The sequence below is a fragment of the Bradyrhizobium manausense genome (genome assembly GCF_001440035.1).
In the GTDB taxonomy this organism is placed as follows: Bacteria; Pseudomonadota; Alphaproteobacteria; order Rhizobiales; family Xanthobacteraceae; genus Bradyrhizobium; species Bradyrhizobium manausense.
In genome coordinates this window covers 1-17594 of record NZ_LJYG01000022.1, presented here as the reverse complement: position 1 = coordinate 17594, position 17594 = coordinate 1, and the positions used below count along the sequence as shown (strand labels likewise).

Genomic DNA, 17594 nt, shown 5'->3' with positions numbered 1-17594 from the left:
GTATCCTCCGAGCCGCGCGATCTTGACGACGTAGTGGGAGATCGTGGTTCGTTGAGAGCGGTTGGCACCCCGATCTTTCACCAAATGATCGAGAAGCTTGATTTCGGTTTCCGTCAGCGCCGTTTGCGGCGGCGCATTCGGCGTGGAGCGATTGAGCATCGTCATCCAGAAGACGCGCCAGCTCACAATGCAGAAGACCGCGATCAGATTGACCAATCGCTCAGCGGTTCGCAATTTCGACTCCTCCGCCTTGCAGCCCGATTTGAGGATCTTATGGAAGACTTCGATCTTCCACCGCAGCGCGTACCACTCGAGCTTCTCGATGGCGTCCTTGCGCGATTGGACCGGGAGATCGGTGAGAAGCTTCCACTCGATTTTCTTTCGCCGCTTCGGCGTTCCGCGCTCTTGAGCATGGATCACGGTCAGAGTGAGTGCAGGATATTTCTTCTGCTTGCCGATCGGCGGCAGAATTCGAAGCTTGCGGAATCGAATTTCAAGAAGCGCTTCATCCGGATCACCTTTGTCATCCTTGACAGCCACCCGGTGCAGACCTTTGACCGCGACCTCGTCCATTTCGTCGGCAATTGTATGATTGCCGTCCCCGGCGAGTCGATCAACGCAGGTTCGCACCAGGAAATGCGTTCCAACCTCTTCGGCCAGACAGAACAGCTCATAGATGTCGCTCTCGCGATCGCCGATATGAACGCATTGTCCAGGGGCAGCGAGAAGGTCGGTCGATTGTCGTAAATTCTCCAGCCAGCGGATGCTCTCCTTCTGCTCGATCGGAACCCGTGTCGGATTGATCTTTCGCTTCAGGGCCGTCGTCCCCTTGAACTTCTTGCGTGTCCAGAACTTGATTGCCGCCAGTCCGAGCGGAAGCCCCTCGGTCGTCACGGCGAGGCTCGAATGCATCAGGATGCCGCACTGCGTGCGCCCTGCCGTCTTACCTGTAAAGCCAATCAGATCCGGCTTCTCTCGCTTGAAGCTGAATTCCGTCGTGTCATGGAGGACAAGGATCGGCCCCTCCGTTGTCGTCGCGCGCCCGTGCGTCGCCTCAAAGTGGCCGCCAAGAATATCCGCCTCGTTGACCCGTTCGTTGGAGAAGAAGCGATACGCGGCCTTCGTGTTCGCCCAGTCCTGACAAACCAGCGGGATGCTCTGACCCATGTCGCTCCCGATCAGCCCGAGCAACTTGCAAAATCGGCGGCCGAGCCGCTCATCCTTAAACTCGCATCCCGCAACTTCCCGATCAACCCACGTCTCGATGCCGGTCGTCAATCGCTGAGCACGCGCTTCCGCAAGATCCTTTAGTACCAAGCCCACCAAGCACCATCAAATTCGAATCAGGTGCTCGACAACGAATCACAAGAGATTCTGCCGATTCAAGTTTTCGCCGCGGACACGTCGTCTAAATCGACCGCAAATTGTGGGTAATTGGAAGCTATTGGCCTTGGCCAGCCGTTTGTTTATCACCGTGGCCGGTTTTGCTCCCTCGAATAGCGTTTCGACCGGGTGCGTACGGCGGCGGTGACCAAGGGGCACGGAAAATGATCACTTCGTTTGCATAGGGTAGAATTTGCCTAACGGAAACTCTCAAAGGCGGGTCGCTCTGATCACTGGCGTGACCGGGCAGGATGGCGCCTATCTCTCCGAATATCTCCTGTCGCTCGGCTATGTCGTGCATGGTATTAAGCGACGGTCATCTTCCTTCAACACCGCGCGCGTCGATCACCTCTATCAAGACCGGCATGCCGGCAATGTGCCGTTTCTCATGCACTACGGTGACATGACCGATTCGACCAATTTGATCCGCTTGGTCCAACAGATTAGGCCAACCGAGATCTACAATCTGGCCGCCCAGAGCCATGTCGGCGTTAGCTTTGAAAGCCCGGAGTATACCGCAAACGCCGACGCGATTGGCGTGCTACGCCTGCTTGAGGCGATCCGGATTCTTGGCCTGGAGAAGGAGACGCGCTTCTACCAGGCGTCTACGTCGGAGCTTTACGGTCTGGTTCAGGAAGTCCCCCAGAAAGAGACCACGCCATTTTATCCGCGCTCACCCTATGGCGTGGCGAAGCTCTACGGCTACTGGATCACGGTGAACTACCGCGAAGCCTATGGCATGTTCGCAAGTAACGGCATTTTATTCAATCACGAAAGCCCAATCCGCGGCGAGACCTTTGTGACCCGCAAGATCACTCGCGCCGTCGCCCGCATTGAGGTCGGTCTCGAGGACACACTTTATCTTGGCAACCTCGAAGCCAAGCGCGACTGGGGGCATGCTCGCGACTACGTCGAAGGCATACACATGATCCTGCAGGCGGAAAAGCCCGACGAATTCGTGCTCGCAACCGGCGAGACGCGGTCGGTGCGCGAAATGGTCGAGCTCGGCTTTTCCGAGGTCGGTCGCCGCATCGAATGGCGCGGCAAGGGCGTAGAAGAAACTGGGGTCGACACCAAGAGCGGCAAGATCGTGGTCAGGATCGACCCAACCTATTTCCGCCCGACGGAGGTTGATCTTCTCATCGGTGATTCCAGCAAGGCGCGCGAACAGCTCGGCTGGAAGCCGAAGCGCAGCTTTGCAGAGCTCGTGCAGGAGATGGTCGCAAGCGATCTTGCCGAGGCGAAACGGGAAGCCGAAAATGGCAAGCGCCCCGTTTGAGCTGAAAGGCAAGACGGTCTGTGTCGCCGGCCATCGCGGCATGGCCGGGGCCGCGCTGATGCGCCGGCTCGCGCGGGAAGACACCCGGCTCGTCATCATTGAGCGAAGCGAGGTCGGCCTGCGCGACAGGCCCAGGTCTTCGGCTGGTTCGCCAAGACGCGGCCACAGGTGGTATTTTTGGCTTCCGCCAAGGTCGGCGGCATCGTCGCCAATGATACACTGCGCGCCGAATTTCTTTACGACAACGCGATCGCCGCGAACGTGATCCATGCCGCGCATCTAAATGGTGCGGAAAAGCTGATGTTCTTGGGCTCCTCCTGCATCCACCCGAAACTTGCTCCCCAGCCCCCGCGCGGAGACATGATTCTGACCGGTCCGCTCGAACCGACTAACGAGCCCTATGCGATCGCCAAGATCGCCGGCATCAAGCTGGTGGAGGCTTATCGCAGTCAGTACGGAAGTGACTTCATCAGTGTGATGCCGACCAACCTCTATGGTCCCGGCGACAACGACCACCCGGAATATAGTCATGTGTAATCCGCCGCTTTCACGAAGCCAAGGTTTCCGGTGGAAAAAGCGTCCCGGCTTGGGACACCGGCACACCCCGCCGCGAATTCCTCTATGTCGACGACATGGCGGATGCCTGCGTCCACCTGATGAAGACCTATTCGGGTGCAGAGCTGATCAATATAGGGACTGGCGAGGACGTCACGATCTTGGAATTCGCCCGGCTTGTCGCGGAGGTCGTCGGCTATCGAGGCGAGATCGCGTTCGATGCCTCTCGCCCCGACGGTACGCCGCGTAAGTTGCTCGATGTCAGCCGTCTAGCAGAGCTTGGCTGGCACGCGAAAACCTCGGCGTTCGCTTCCGCCACACTTTGAGGCCACCGTGGTCCTCGAGAAGCGGACTGCTTTTAAGCGATCAGGCATGCAATTCTGGCCACGGGCAAACATAATCTCGAATAGAGCGTTTTGCGGAGCGCGAACCGATCCGGTTTGAACGCGCAAGCGCAGCCATTATTTTGCGCCAGGCATTCGGCCCCGCGCACTCCATGCGCATTCGCTATGAACGTGTGGATTGCAATCGTGGCGGCCTGGAAGACCTAAATCATTCAAGAAGTGATGACCTGCCACTGAGTTTTCATCCGGTGGCAGTTAGAGTCTCGGGGTTTGACGGTCTCGGCGCGCCGACCCCGCGTACTTGGAATGAGACTCTCAGGACATCGGCGCACGCTCCTGATGCCAGAAGGACAAGTCCGAACGCAACATTCAAAGCTTTGTCTTTGTCGGACGCATAGGGCCGAAGACGCGGAAAAAATTCGCCGCTCCTCGGTGATATTCCTGAGGGCCACAGCACGGCCCACCCGCCTCTACGCTCGTCCTATTGAGGGACCAACTCACCCAACCCATCACGTCAAAGGCGTGTCATGTCTCGAGGATGACGGCGATTAGCGCTCCCTATAGAACTTGAAGCTAAATCTATCGAATTCTCGCAGTCAGCAACCCGCCTGAGCACAGGCGTCTCACCACGACCTGCCGAATGGTAATCTCGGCTTCAATAAAGCGTCAGAACGAAATCATGTGCGCGATTCGATGAGAGCAACATTATTCTATCGCAAGGCCATTTCGTGGACGAAGTCCTGGTGGATAAGGCTATCGGAACGAAGGCGAACGCCGCTTAAATTACGAATCGACGTAAAAGTGCCACTTGCTCGACATCCAACTTCAATGCGCACTTAGATCAATTGCACGCCTCAATTGTTTTTGATCTAGTGTGTCCTGTGAGCTCTATTTTCGAGCGCATAAGAAGAGTAGGTACGTTTCCGCCGGAGTGGACATCGACTGTGCGCGTGTCGGCCAATCTAGATTTGCCGGGGAACAACACCATGCAAGTAAAAGAACAACTCGCTCGAGCGGTTAGTGACTTCATCTGGAATATCGTCGAGGTCCATTCCCAGCTCGAGGAAATACACAAGACTTGGGCTCAGCTATTAGGCATAACGGAACCGCAATGGCTGATCTTGATGGCTGTTGACGAACTCGATGAAGGCCGAGGAGTCTCGGGAATAGCGGTTGCGAACAAGCTGCGAATTCATCCCGCCTTCGTCACCAACCAAACAAAGAAACTCGAGGCAATGGAGTTCCTTTCCCGCGTGACCTCGCCCGATGATGCGAGATACCTGCGGATATCGCTGACTCAAAAAGCGCTAGCGGAAATCAGGAAGCTGTCAATCAAAAGACAATCCCTCAATGCCACAATGCTTGAAGGGCTCGACGAGGAGTCTCTTCACTACGTCAACAAACGGCTCATCTTGATTGCGAAGAATAGCCGATTGGCATCTCAAAAGCTCAGTATTGGAATATTGTAGATTACTTGTCCTGTGCAAGCATCACAGCTTGCTCGCCTGGCACCATTTGGAACGGGGAAGCCCTTGCGGCTGCGACCTCCAATCTCGTAGTGGGCACGTGGTGTCCTGCGAGGATGGACGCGGCAGCGCAATTGGATTGGAAGGCGAGGCTAACCTCGGCAGAGCCTCCACCAATCGAGGCGGGAATCTGGTCAGACAATCGGGACCAGCTCAGTGGCCGGTCAGACGCACCTGCCGGTCTGAATTGGAATGCACGTTGGTCTCGAGCCAATGTTCGTTTTCTTGTGGCTATTGAGGTCGTAGAGGATGACGTGAAGCTTTCAAAGGCCGCAGTGATGAAGTCATCGAAAGCCGATAAGGCTAAATTCGTGCGTGCCTTAACACGAAAGATCGTATCAGTCGGATAACATTGTGTCCAAAGTCGTGCGGATCTTGGTTGCTCTCGAAGCCTCGATAGAGGCGCTATGTTTAAGGGGGCCTCGCTCGACAGCAAAGGCTTCGAGCCGTTCGGCCAACGACTCCGTTTTGGGATCGCGTCTGCTGCTGCTTACATCTTCGTCTTTAATACCAGCTTGGTACATTGCGACCTCCTCGATGACTCCTTTCGAGTGGGAATGCTTATAGAACAACGCTGGAAGAAACATTTCCCCATGAAACAAGCGTATGTCGGCAAATTCCAGCATGGCGTCGGGTGAGGGAATGTAGTTGTTGGAATCGTCCCCCTCATCGGCAATCGTTCCGTGCCGATGAAGATTGCTATGCCAGCCGTCGAAGATGGACAACTCTTGGTGTGCTGCCAGCGCAAACTGCATGTCGAATATCACGCAATCGGCGGAAGATTTTTGTGCACCAACTCCAATAAATGCCCATTTCGGCTCTGTGCCCAGCTGCTGTAGCGCTTGCCTTCGCAATCCGGAGTATGGGGTCAGGAAGGTGTAGAGGTCGGCTGGCTCCATCACGATAACCGTCGGCGGTGCTCCGGCGCGGGTTCGCACATCAGCAGCAAAGTGGTGCATCTCGCCGTCCGCCAACCGCACGATAGCACGCCAAGAACTGTCCGACGACCGGTCCGCCAACGCGCTAAGTAACTTGGCGGGCGAGTCCATATACTTAAGATTGAGTTTCGGATAGCGCTTGTTATAGCTGTCCGCCAGGCGATGAAGATTGGCGATATCAAGGGACAACAATTCCTGGTCGGGCTGTCTGTCGGCAGACATATAGTGAGCCACCTGCTGACCATATTCCATGAGACCGGACGAAATTCCCGCTTGGTTGGCACGCTCAAGTGTTTGCCCAAGTAACCGAAGCTTCTGGTCAACGCGGGCCGGAATACAATGCGAAGCGGCTGCGTCACCGGCCTCGCGAGATGATCCGGGCGCGTGCAGTGATTCAATACTGGATCGAGGCGGACTCGATCGCACCAAATCTAGCTGAGTGCCAAACTCGGCCTCCAGGGCGTGTCCGTCATCCCGAGAGGTTTCGTGCCGTACGCTCGGTCGTGAAATGCAGCAGCCCATAATCTATACTCCTAACCAAAAGGATCAATCATCCGACCAGGGACTGAAGTCGTGATGGCGCATTGAGCGCGGTCTTTAGCGATCTGCGCAACGAATCACGAGGGAAGCAATGGGCCGCGTAGCCCGATATTCGTCGGCAAGCGAAGTCAAGGCTGGGCAAACCGCACTAGCGTTGACAAGCAAGAGGCATCCGGTCATTGACCCGCCCCTAACAGCGCAGAAGCGCACTCCGACAGCGGAGGATACCGGCGAGATTGAGCCTCTTGATTGGTACCGGGGCGATAGATCCTGTAGGGATTCGGTTGGCTTCCCGTCCGATAGTCTTCCAGATTGCCGCCGAGAAACAAGACCTCCGTCTCTTTCGTCGGTATTCCATTCACCCACTCCCGCAATTTCGAATCTTCGGGATCGCTTCCTCGCGCCAGAACACCGTCGATTCGACTGGTTGACCAAGCGGCAACCTTCGGTACCGTGTAGGTGTGCAACTCCTTAGCTCTCTGGGCGATTGCCTTCGCACGAGCATCGCCATCCGAAACGAGCAGTTGTGAGGGATCCTGAGCCAACGACACGAAAGAAGACAATTTGGCATAACCGTAGGCGTGCATTGCAGCCATGCGTGCCATATCGATTTCGTCGATGTCGTCGTTGCAGAACGCCTTAGCAACATGCGCTCTAGTGTGACAACGTAAATCCGCCATGGAACGTACATGCTCCATTGCCGCTACATCGACGTCCATACGCGGCTTGCAGTGGTTACGCTTGTTCTGAAAGCGGTGCAGCTGCGAATATGACGACGCCAAGACATCATTTAGAATATCTCTGCCATCGACGCTGCCGGCGGAAGACTCAGCCGTTGTTGGCCACTGTGCTGTTCGTCGCTCAGCCAGCCCGATCTCGTTGCTGAGCGCCTCAACGCTCGCTCCGACCAGCGATGCGGCAAGTTCGGCGCGTCCCCTGACAAAGACTGCCGCGGTACATCGTTCGCTCTGCAGGATAGTGCGCGGTGGCGTATTGCTATTTGTCACATTCGCAGGCGATTCCCGCTCGAGGTTGGCCGAATCTGAATGATGGGCTGACCGCAACTCACTTAGCTGCTGATCAAAGTCCGCTTGATTCGGCGACGGGCATGATAGGGGGGTTTGCGCGCTCATGTCGGCCGGTAGCTGTCGGGCGAAGTCAGCCGGGCTCCATGAGTCGTTATTCATTCCGGCTCCCACCTTGGGTCGTCTTGTTCTAATAGGGAGACCAGCTTTCGAGAAGCTGACGAACCCTGCGCTTTGGAAGGCGTAGAGGTGTCCTTCTCGGCACCCGGCATGGACTAGCTCAACGCCTGCTGTTCACCTAGCGTCGGCACTGGCCTTGTCTACGTCGCTGTCAGGCGAGTACGACAGCCGCCAAGCCCGATCTCGATTATGCCGGCTCTTGCGCGCCGCGCAGGAACCGACGACGGCGGCGGTGGAGCGCAAGTTGACGCCGGATTGGGCGTAGGATCTCGATTGGAACGCGCGTTTGCGTGATGAGCCGCCAGCGCGGCCGTTCCTTTGAACTTGCTGCGGGTCCAGAACTTTACGGCCGACAGACCGAGCGGTGTCCTACTGGTGGTGACGACCTCGAATGCATCAACACACTGCACAAGGACGGCTGCTGGTTTGTCCGGCTTTGTAGCACCCAGCGGTGATGGTTTTTGTGGAGCCGATCTTGCCGGGCGGGAACTCGGTCGTGTCCTGCAGGATCAGAACAGGCCCGTCGCTGCTTTGGAAACGCGCTCCAATCGCAGCGAAATTCCCGCCATCACGCTGTTCGGTAACGCTGCGGATGGTCGAATACCCTATAAGCCGTCTTCGTCGCAGCCCAATCCGCCGCAGGTTGCCGGAACCGGCTTACTCGAGGCGCCGGAAAGCTGCTCCAGCAACCGCCGTCGAAGGACGTTGCAGACGTTTAGCCTCAGGACTCGCCACCCCCGACTCGGCAAGTTGCCAGCCGACGTGGCCGGGCTCCGATCCAACATTCACGCGACGCCGCATTGATTCGGCGTCGCGGACAGAACAACGCCCCATTCAGATTGGGAGCAAGCCTGCTCGAGAATGTCCATAATTGAAACTACGCCGGAGCGATACATAAGGACATCGCCTATGGCTTGATCGCCATACGGCAGCCCGGATCACAAAGGCTTCCGCTGCTATGCGACTCAAGACTGGTTAGAGAGCGTATTCCGCACAAGTTTATGCTCAAGCCACCCGAAGATGCGGTCGTCGGCAGTCACAAAATTTTCGAACTCTTCTCCGTCAATCGTCAGCATTCTCGGTATCGCCAACTGTAGATCAATAGGTGCAGCGGCGCCATCAACTAGTAGTTTCATCGCTTCCGCTGCACTGATGATGCCGCGCCCACCAGCCACCACGAGAACTGGGCATCTTAGTTGCCGGAGCAAGCGCAAGCGGCGGGCTGAGATCACTTGCTCGTCCTGCACGTCGGCTGTTCGGGTGAGCCAGCCGACAGACGCCAGCATTCGAGCCAAATTCCAAAGACCGCCGTCACACACTGCTGCGGCCACACGACTGTCAAATGCGGCAAGGTCGGTTGCCAGGGCAGCGGACAGCCCATCTCCGTATACGCCAATACGAGCCGCATCGACGTCAGACCGAGTTGACAAGTAGTCCACACAGCAAGACAAGAACAGGTCCGATTGGCTGCGTCCTGTATCTGAGAGGTCGTCATGAGCGACTACAAGGACGGACATGCCTCTATGCATTACGACAGGCAAGAGCCTTCCGAGCAGTGTCGTTGCTGTTTCCGCTTCCGTGCTGATGCAAATAATTGCTGGGGCGGCTGAACTGCGATCACGAGCAGGCAAGAAGTGCGCTGAAATCTCAAATTGATCGCAACACTCGATTTGTACCCGCTCGACCTTCGGTCCCAGCTTTCCGAGTTTTTGAATGACGACGTTGATCTTCGCCGAAACGACTTCAATTTTCGAAGCGTCTTCACAAGCTAGTCGCCTGGCAACTTCAAAGGCGGTTAGCGCGCATAGCCAATCTTCTGCCACCTCATCAAAGTATCCTTTCTCTTTATTGGTATCACCAAGAACGCAGTGGGCGTCTCCGATGTTTAGCCATCTTACGACCCATTCTGTTCGACTTATGGTTGTGCAGGCAGTTTCGAGATTGTTGAGGAACGCCGCGGCGCCCCACCGTGTGGATAAAAGATCGCCCCTCACCTGAGGCCACGCAGCGCCGTCCATCCCATTTCGCCCCTTAGTGCGGATCTCAATGGATAGCCGGTTCTGCGAATGCCAGCTTAGCTCCACGTGTCGCAGATTGTACCTGGCAACGCAGGAGAAAACTTGCCGGTATTGCGCCATGTGTCGCCGAAATTCTGCTTTGGTCGCGCGCGTGCGCAGTTTTTCGTCGGATTAAACGTCGGCCCTCCGCTGCACGAGACGAGTCAAAACTCAGTAGGTTCGAGAGAACAGCTCGCACGCCTTGCAAGAGTGGCTAGACTGCTTTCGCCAGGAGTTGCAAACGCGAATGATGCCTCCTGAAAACTTGGCGTCACCGGCGCGCGAACGCCACGATGAACTGGACCTAATGCTCGAATTAGAAAAACGAATGACGCTGTGAAAATCATTCCGACGATGCGTTGGAGAGTTAAGGACCAGGCTGCCTTTGGAGGGCTGAGGACTGACATTCGAGCCAATCGTCTTGCGGAAGCACTCACACAATTCGCCTCCTATTGCGAAGCACGCCTACTCACAGCGTCAGACAAGGAAACGGCCTCAGCGGCTCCAGGGGATATGATGAGGCCGTACCTACGCCTCGCGGACAAGCCGGGGAGGAGCAAGAATGACGAATGTTAGGACTGCCTTTTATTTTTGCGCGAGCGAGCTCATCCAAGTCGAAGATTTTCGGCAGAAATTTTGCCAGAAGCTCCGACCCTTGTCTCGTAGCTGATCTTCGCGCCCTCTGCCAACTCGGCATAGCCGGCCTTTTCTACGGCGCGGATGTGCACGAAGACATCGGGGCCGCCATCATCTGGCTTGATGAAGCCGTAGCCCTTAGTCGGACTGAACCATTTCACTATACCAATTGTCACCAAAAGTAACTCCAGATTGAACGCGCGGGATATAGCCAGAGTTCCTGCTGAGCATCAAGACCGCCGCAATGTACCAGCTGCGTGTTGCTGGGCGAGGACAACGTAGCCGGAAGGTGTTGCATGTCGAAGATGGAGAGCGGGAAGACGCTGCACGGCGTGGAAGACTCTTACGGGGACGGTTTTGATCTCGGAGAGCGAGCTCGGCGCCGACATCTACCCCATTTTCACATCAACGGGGCGCGACCGGTCTTTCTGCAAACGGAAACGATCGAAATCGCTTGCTTGTATTACAACATCACGACGATCCCGCGAACGCACTCGCGTAATATTCCGCCGTAACGGGTGATAAATCGGCAAGAAATTCTCTCGAACGTTGCCGTCGTGGGCCATGATCCGTGGGCAGCCGAAGATACTGCCAAGCGGGTCTCCTTTCGGGTGAAGCACACGAAACAACTCATGCCACGACGACGGAGGTGAAAGCGAGCGGTCGCAGCCGGTTCCGGGCGGAAGAGCACCTTACGATTTTCGTGTCGGACTACGTCCACCACCTCCCGTCGTCGGCGGTCGAGAAGCGCGAATATCGCGGCGACCATAAAGTTCACTATATTTGGCTAGTCGTGAAGGTTGACAATCGCGATCTCTGGGTCGGCGGCTCACCGCATCGATCAATTGGCCCATTGCGAGAGCGGCAACAGAGACGATATTCGACAGAACATGCAGGCGCACCTCGGTGCCGCCGGCTGGCAGGCGCACGTTGAGCCGAATGCTAAGATCCGCGTCGTGTGCCTCCCTTCGCGGTGCTGGCAGATGTTTGCCTAACATGACGTCGACAACAAGCCGCCTCAACCCTGACCCCACCGGCCACTGGTTCCCTCGTTTCGCTATTCACCGCTTCGTTGTCTATAGAGCGAGGACAGCAGGCATGAGCGGACAAGCGACCGTCAGCATTGATCGTGAGAGTCGCCCAGCAGCACGGTTGCGACACCTCTTTGACGGCTCTGCCGCACAGTACCGAAAACGGTTGATCGACGTGACGGAATGAATCGATCTCGGGAACCGGGCAGCCGTCGGACCGGCGTTGAAGTGACCTGTGAGCAGCGATGAACGGTGGTGCTCAGAACTGATTGATCCTCTCATTAATAAGAAGACGACAATGATGAGCGATATATCAGCCTACGGTGTGGCCGACCTACTGTCGAAGATGTCTCTGCAACTTCGCGAAACGTGCTCAAGGAACAGTTGGCTGAAAATTCCAGTCGGCAGCGACCATAGCCGGTGACAGGCAGCACCCATGATCAGCGCGCCCCGTGACGCCGCCGGCAACTCTGTCCGCCGTTCCTCTCAAGCTTACGCGCTGGGAAGTCCAGCATTGGCTCGCCTTCGCCCATGAGACTCTCGATGAGACTATCGGGCGCTTCATCAGCAATTAGCCGATCCTTGAAGCTATCCCGCAGCGAATAAACCGCGTGTTCTTTGGTCGGCCGCAATCCATTCTCCAGACGATACTTATTCAACGCCGCGGAAAGGTTGGAAGACTTGTCACGATAGCGCGGGACAACCTGCGGCCGCTTTTGCATGGCGGCGAACGCGTCGCTAACCAGCGGTATCTCTCGCTGCGAGTCAGCTGTCTTGAGGCGGCGTCCTTCGGATAGGATCTTCACGTGAGATATTTGCCCTCCAGAACGATAACGTCTTCCTGCAAGCTCACGACCTTTAAGGCAGTACGCCCGTGTCGGCTACCACGTACAAGCGTAAGCGAGCATCCTCGTTCAAGCCGGTCCAGACCGTTTGAACTGGCTCGGCCCGACGCATCCCGATCCAGCTACCTCCGGCTACGTTGTGAGCACCGCGCTGAATCAGTCCGCTACCAGCGTGTATCGCTCGTCCCCATCGTTGTAGGCTCGCCGTCAGGTCAGGACTTGAGGCGCGATCGCGGGTCGGTGTTGCTTTCGAGAAACGCACATTGAGATCCAGACTTGACTAGGGCATCGGCGCCGGCCTCCAGCACCAGTGTCAGGCAGGCGATAGGGACGCGGCGGCCGTCGAAGACAAGCGCAGAAACGCGGCTCAGTCAGCAAATCCGGATCGTGGTAGCCGAACATCGCCGCGAACTGCTCTTGCGCCGTGCGGAACGGCGGCACCTCCGTGCGCGGTGGCGCCCCATTGATACAGCAGGCGTGAACACTGCTGTCGCGAATGGCGGTTAACGCCGCGAGGAGCCCGCCATAGCTGTTACCCCCTAGCCCGATCGTCTCATCAAGCGAGCGCATTAGGGCAATCTGGCCGCGAAGCGTTTCGTCACGGAATGGCTCGAGCTCGTGGCAGAGAACCCTACCGGGACCGCTGCCCTCCCCGCCGCGCCGGCGCGGCGCGCGAGCTTGGCGCGCTCTCGTTCTCGAGGCAAATCCGAAGGATAGCGATCCGGGCTGGACGCCCTGACGTGCCGTTCACCACCTTGAATCTGATCAGCCTTATCTCCCGCGGCATGGACGCATTTCGAAACCCGGGAACTCGACCTATTCTCCCCCTTCGTAGAAGAGCTCAAGCGGTAGTCCGACCAAAGATTTTCCGATCCAGTCCCGAGCGATAATGTTCGATGGGCCCATTGCAATGGCCGCGCGCGCATCGCGGAAGAAACGTTCGATCGGCCCTCGGCGATAGCCGTAACCTCCGGTCACTGTTAGTGCAGCGCCTGCAACCTCGTTCGCGACCTCGGCGGCATGCACCTTAAACTCGGTTAGCGGGATCAGGATTTCGCTTTGCGGTTTGCCGGCGCGCCAGAGTTCGTCCAACCTCGTTGCCAATTCGAGCCGCCACGGGCGCACCGACTCGACGAGCACCTTGGCCGCGCCGAGCTCCTGCCGGATCGCCTGATAATCTGCAAGTCTCTTGTTCCGATCCTTGTGCACGAAACTTTCAGTGTGCTTGACAGCGGCATTTAGCGCGCCACGGGCCAAACCTTCCCAGACGGCACCGAGCCCGATCAGATTGACGGGCGAGACACCGTTGTAGATGATTTCCTTTCCTTGCCCTTCCGCGCCGAGCCGGTCCCGCCGCGGTACCCGCACGTTGTTGTAGCGGATGGGTCCTGAGTGATTGGCGCGCACGCCGAGCGCGTTCCAAGGCTTCGATTCGATCCCGGGAGACTTTCCGTGCACAATGAAGAAAACAATGTCGGCCTGGTCCTTGGCGCCGCGCGTGCGTGTCTGGACCACATAGAAATCGGCCTGACCGGAGCTCGTTGTGAATGATTTTTTGGCATCAATCAGATAGTCGTCGCCGTCGCGTGACGCTTCGGACAGATTGTACCACCAGTGTCCACCGGTCGCGCGTTCGCTGGTCGAATATGTGCCAAGAAGGGTGCCGTTCTTCGCCTTGAGCCATCGCTCCTTCTGGTCATCGTTGCCATACAGGTTGATGGTCTGAGCCGCGCCGACGTGCATAACGTAGACAAGCCCGGTCGATGCATCGATCTGACCAAGTCGATAAGCAGCTTCGGCGAAATCGACATGACCGAGGCCAAGACCGCCAAAGCGGGTTTCGCTCAAGACGCCGGTCCAGCCCACGTCCGCCAACGCCTTCAAATTTTCTTTGGGAAAGCGGCTTTCGAGATCATTGCGGTCGGCGTTGCGCCTTACGGTCGCATCAATGGCAGCATCCAGCCGAGAATAGAGCTCGAAGTTGTGTGCCAGCCCGGCTGTAATCATGGTCAGTTGATCCTTTGCCGACGAATTCAAACAGCGGCGTGCGTCAGCATTTTCCTCTCTGAAGTCAGTTTGCGGTGAGTCGCCAAGGTAAAGCGCCTTGATGTCGTCGCGGTTACGCAAGTGCGCTGGTGCACCGGACAGGACGCTATGGCCGTTCGAGGGGACGACTGCATGGGCCCCGATAATCGTACCGCGACCTTCGGATTCTGTTCAGCTACCAGGATTGAGAGGCCTCGCTTTTTGCTGAGCTGCTTGAACGCTCAGCCGATCGATTTAGAAAGTCAATGCGACCTTACTGCCGGACATGGTAGGGAGAGACTGTCTTCACTTTGAGATACTCTGTTCTGGCGACGACCCGCTCGCAACCAAAACGCGGCGGTGGTTAGAACCATGAATCGCGACCTGTGGATCCGCAAGCTTTCGAGAGAGAAGATTCTGCGGAGAGGATCATGAAAACGCGATTGGCAGGCTATAGAGGCGATCATGCGTGTCATATGCCGCTGAGCAATCTGGATGTAAGCGAAGCCAAGCGCTTTCAAGATGACAGCATATGGAGCTGCTTCGAGCGATTGCGAATGGAAGATCCCGTTCACTACTGCCAAGACAGCCGTTATGGTCCATATTGGTCCATAACGAAATACCGAGATATCGTCGCGATAGATGCAAATCATGAGACATTTTCGTCAGAGCGAGGCGTCACAATTGTCGATGTGCCGGATAAGCACTGGACTCAAAGTTTCATCAAGATGGGGCCTCCCAAACATGGCGAGCAGCGCGCTACTGTAAGCCCGATAGTCGCGCCGGAAAATCTGACGAAGCTCGAAGGCTTGATCCGCCGTCGGGTTAGAACGATTCTGGACGGCTTGCCGCTGAATGATACCTTCAATTGGGTGGATATGGTCTCCATTGAGTTGACGACGCAGATGCTCGCGACGTTGTTCGACTTTCCATTTGAGGATCGCCGGCTCCTAACCTATTGGTCGGACGTAGCTGTTTCTGTTCCGAAAGTAGGTCATGCGATCGACACCTGGGACAAGCGCAGCACGATCTTGTCCGAGTGCTTGGAATATTTCACGCGGCTTTGGAACGAGCGCGTGAATGCCGAGGCCCGCATGGACCTGATTTCCATGATGGCACACTCGCCTGCAACTCGACACATGGAGCCGAGCGAATTTCTCGGGAATCTAATTCTGCTGATCGTGGGCGGGAATGATACCACCCGCAATTCGATTACCGGGGGCCTCCTGTTCATGAACCAGCACCCCTGCGAGCTGCGAAAACTACGCGATAACCCCAAGCTGGTGTCGAGCGCGGTGTCGGAGATTATTCGGTATCAGACGCCCATCGCACATATGCGGCGCAACGCCGCGGCCGATATCGTCGTGGGTGGAAAACAAATCAGGAAGGGCGACAAGGTCGTCATGTGGTATATTTCTGGTAACCGCGACGAAGAGGTCATCGAGAACGCTGACAGCTTCGTCATCGACCGCAAGAATGTGCGGCGGCATCTCTCCTTCGGATTCGGTATCCATCGTTGCGTTGGCCGACATCTTGCGGAGCTGCAGTTGAAAATCCTCTGGGAAGAAATCTTGAATGCTCGGCTGGAGATCAGGGTTGTCGGCGAACCCCAGCGAATTGCGTCGAACTTCGTGCACGGTTATTCCGCTCTCCCTGTGCAGATTAGAGCTTAGGCTGTGATGATCCGGCTTGAGAGTCACCCAGCAGCACGGTCCCGTCCCCTCTTGTTTGCTCGCCGTCAGGCCAGGACTTGAGGCACGACCGCGGGTTGGTGTTGCCTTCGCGAAAAGCACTCTGAGATCCAGGCTTGACCAAGGCATCGGTGCCGCCCTCCAGCAGCAGTGTCGCGCAGGCGATAGGGACGCGGCGGCCGTCGAAGTCAAGCGCGGAAACGCGCTCAGTCAGTAAATCCGGATCGTGGCAGCCGAACATCGCCGCGAGCTGCTCTTGCGCCGTGCGGAACGGCGGCACCTCCGAGCGCGGTGGCGCCGAATTGATACAGCAGGCATGAACACGGCTGTCGCGGAGATCGGTTAACGCCGCGAGGAGCCCCGCCATAGCTGTGGCCCCACAGCCCGATCTCTCAGCAGAGAGCACATCAAAGGAAGATCGACGAAGCGGCTCAAGCCGCCTGCAACGTCGTCATCGGCAAGGCAGCATATCTCGTCCACGGCTCGGCTAGAGCGTTTCACATTTTGATTGAAGCATAGCCTGAGTTTGCGAAGTAGTTGGCGCATTCGCGAGGCTGGATGTCCTGGACGAGGTGACCGATATGGCGCCAGGTGTCCTCGATGGTGCGCTTCTGAGCTTGCCGCATCCAGTGTTTGATCTTGGAGAAGGCTTGTTCGATCGGGTTGAGGTCGGGCGAGTATGGCGGCAGGTACCAGAGCCTGGCGCCAGCCGCCTTGATCATCTGTCTGACAGCGTTCGACTTGTGGCTTCCGAGATTGTCGAGAATGACGATATCGCCCTCGCGCAAGGTCGGCAGGAGGAGGTGCTTCACGTAAGCGCGGAAGCATTCGCCATTGATGGGGCCGTCGAAGATGCAGGGTGCCGTGAGTTGGTCATGGCGGAGCGCACCGAGGAATGTGAGGGTACGCCAGTGACCGTGCGGAGCAAAGCCGCGCAGACGCGCCCCTTTGGGTCCCCAGCCTCGCAAAGGGGCCATGTTGGTCTTGATCCAGGTCTCATCGATAAAGACGAGCCGGCCCGGATCGAGCCCGGCCTGCCAAGATCGCCAACGCAGGCGCCTACGAGAGACGTCGGCGCGAGCCTGTTCGAGGGCGAACAGTGTTTTTTTTGAACCGCAACCCTTCCCGGCGCAGGAACAGCCAGACCGCATTGTGTGAGACCTTGACGCCACGGGCTGCCAGTTCCGCCTTCAGACCGTGCAGCGTCAGGTGCGGCCTCTCGGTGATCCGCTCGACGATGAAGGCGCGGTGCGGATCAAGCACGGGCTTGCGGTGGCCACCCATCTTGCCAGGCGTTACCGAGCCGGTCGCTCGATAACGCTGTGACCACTTCACAACTGAGGAGACCGCAACGCCAAACCGTTCCGCCACAGATCGGCAGCTCTCACCTTTGGCAACAGCGGATACTGCGCGCTTACGCAAATCGTTGGAAATTGGTCGGACCATCGGATGCTGGCCTCCAGCCCAGCCAGCATCTTGAATCATATTCGCCCCAGATCCGGAATCCCTCCCGATTCAATAAATCTGTGAACCGCTCTA

At 57.1% G+C, this 17594-nt stretch carries 12 protein-coding genes and 1 pseudogene; 4 read left to right on the top strand and 9 right to left on the bottom strand.

Annotated features, from left to right (window positions below):
• On the bottom strand, nt 1-1323 hold a 1323-nt coding region (locus AOQ71_RS44765; protein WP_057740974.1), incomplete at its 3' end, for an IS4 family transposase.
• A gap of 253 nt (nt 1324-1576) precedes the next feature.
• Here AOQ71_RS44765 and gmd point away from each other — a divergent pair.
• The 3 genes and pseudogenes from gmd to AOQ71_RS04475 all read left to right on the top strand — a co-directional run bounded on the left by gmd (nt 1577) and on the right by AOQ71_RS04475 (nt 5030).
• Nucleotides 1577-2662 carry a GDP-mannose 4,6-dehydratase gene (gene gmd, locus AOQ71_RS04485; protein WP_057742449.1) on the top strand — a complete coding sequence of 362 codons (1086 nt, stop codon included), beginning with the start codon at nt 1577-1579 and terminating at the stop codon, nt 2660-2662.
• Nucleotides 2643-3543 (top strand): annotated as a pseudogene (locus tag AOQ71_RS04480) (GDP-L-fucose synthase family protein). Before gmd ends, AOQ71_RS04480 begins: the two are co-directional and overlap by 20 nt.
• A gap of 1004 nt (nt 3544-4547) precedes the next feature.
• On the top strand, nt 4548-5030 hold the full coding sequence (locus AOQ71_RS04475; protein WP_057742446.1) for a MarR family winged helix-turn-helix transcriptional regulator: 483 nt from the start codon (nt 4548-4550) through the stop codon (nt 5028-5030).
• A 395-nt stretch (nt 5031-5425) separates the two neighbouring features.
• Here the strand turns inward: AOQ71_RS04475 and AOQ71_RS04470 are convergent, their stop codons facing one another.
• The 6 genes from AOQ71_RS04470 to AOQ71_RS04445 all read right to left on the bottom strand — a co-directional run bounded on the left by AOQ71_RS04470 (nt 5426) and on the right by AOQ71_RS04445 (nt 14346).
• Nucleotides 5426-6277, bottom strand: a complete 852-nt coding sequence (locus tag AOQ71_RS04470; RefSeq protein WP_057742443.1) for a YopJ family acetyltransferase — start codon at nt 6275-6277, stop codon at nt 5426-5428.
• A gap of 464 nt (nt 6278-6741) precedes the next feature.
• A complete protein-coding gene (locus AOQ71_RS44760; RefSeq protein WP_157083371.1) occupies nt 6742-7752 on the bottom strand; it encodes a hypothetical protein in 1011 nt (336 codons plus the stop codon).
• 983 nt (nt 7753-8735) lie between these two features.
• On the bottom strand, nt 8736-9788 hold the full coding sequence (locus tag AOQ71_RS04460; protein WP_157083370.1) for an alpha/beta hydrolase family protein: 1053 nt from the start codon (nt 9786-9788) through the stop codon (nt 8736-8738).
• A gap of 644 nt (nt 9789-10432) precedes the next feature.
• Nucleotides 10433-10639 (bottom strand): cold-shock protein, encoded by a 207-nt coding sequence (locus tag AOQ71_RS04455; RefSeq protein WP_057742451.1) that lies wholly within the window; start codon nt 10637-10639, stop codon nt 10433-10435.
• A 1295-nt stretch (nt 10640-11934) separates the two neighbouring features.
• Nucleotides 11935-12300 (bottom strand): site-specific integrase, encoded by a 366-nt coding sequence (locus AOQ71_RS04450; RefSeq protein WP_057742435.1) that lies wholly within the window; start codon nt 12298-12300, stop codon nt 11935-11937.
• An 855-nt stretch (nt 12301-13155) separates the two neighbouring features.
• Nucleotides 13156-14346 (bottom strand): acyl-CoA dehydrogenase family protein, encoded by a 1191-nt coding sequence (locus AOQ71_RS04445; protein WP_057742432.1) that lies wholly within the window; start codon nt 14344-14346, stop codon nt 13156-13158.
• A gap of 449 nt (nt 14347-14795) precedes the next feature.
• Between AOQ71_RS04445 and AOQ71_RS04440 the strand changes: the two genes are divergently transcribed.
• Nucleotides 14796-16037: a cytochrome P450 gene (locus tag AOQ71_RS04440; protein ID WP_057742427.1), complete on the top strand. Its 1242-nt coding sequence runs from the start codon at nt 14796-14798 to the stop codon at nt 16035-16037.
• On the opposite strand, the gene AOQ71_RS04435 is transcribed toward AOQ71_RS04440, so the two are convergent.
• Both AOQ71_RS04435 and AOQ71_RS42545 read right to left on the bottom strand, forming a co-directional pair.
• The gene (locus tag AOQ71_RS04435) at nt 16027-16422 is read right to left on the bottom strand and encodes a hypothetical protein (protein WP_057742424.1); all 396 of its coding nucleotides are present in this window, start codon (nt 16420-16422) and stop codon (nt 16027-16029) included. The genes AOQ71_RS04440 and AOQ71_RS04435 overlap by 11 nt on opposite strands.
• Nucleotides 16423-16552: 130 nt before the next feature.
• Nucleotides 16553-17501, bottom strand: a protein-coding gene (locus tag AOQ71_RS42545) for an IS630 family transposase (protein WP_157083369.1) whose coding sequence is annotated in 2 segments (ribosomal slippage) — nt 16553-17164 and nt 17166-17501 — 948 coding nt in all. Because the reading frame shifts where the segments join, the coding sequence is not laid out codon by codon here.
• Nucleotides 17502-17594: the final 93 nt, after the last annotated feature.

Bases quoted from the DNA above. Each gene is read 5' to 3' on its own strand.
- AOQ71_RS04475 (WP_057742446.1), top strand. From the start codon at position 4,548: ATGCAAGTAAAAGAACAACTCGCTCGAGCGGTTAGTGACTTCATCTGG.
- AOQ71_RS04440 (WP_057742427.1), top strand. From the start codon at position 14,796: ATGAAAACGCGATTGGCAGGCTATAGAGGCGATCATGCGTGTCATATG.
- AOQ71_RS04445 (WP_057742432.1), bottom strand. From the start codon at position 14,346: ATGATTACAGCCGGGCTGGCACACAACTTCGAGCTCTATTCTCGGCTG.
- AOQ71_RS04460 (WP_157083370.1), bottom strand. From the start codon at position 9,788: ATGGACGGCGCTGCGTGGCCTCAGGTGAGGGGCGATCTTTTATCCACA.
- AOQ71_RS04470 (WP_057742443.1), bottom strand. From the start codon at position 6,277: ATGGAATATGGTCAGCAGGTGGCTCACTATATGTCTGCCGACAGACAG.
- AOQ71_RS44760 (WP_157083371.1), bottom strand. From the start codon at position 7,752: ATGAATAACGACTCATGGAGCCCGGCTGACTTCGCCCGACAGCTACCG.
- AOQ71_RS04435 (WP_057742424.1), bottom strand. From the start codon at position 16,422: ATGGCGGGGCTCCTCGCGGCGTTAACCGATCTCCGCGACAGCCGTGTT.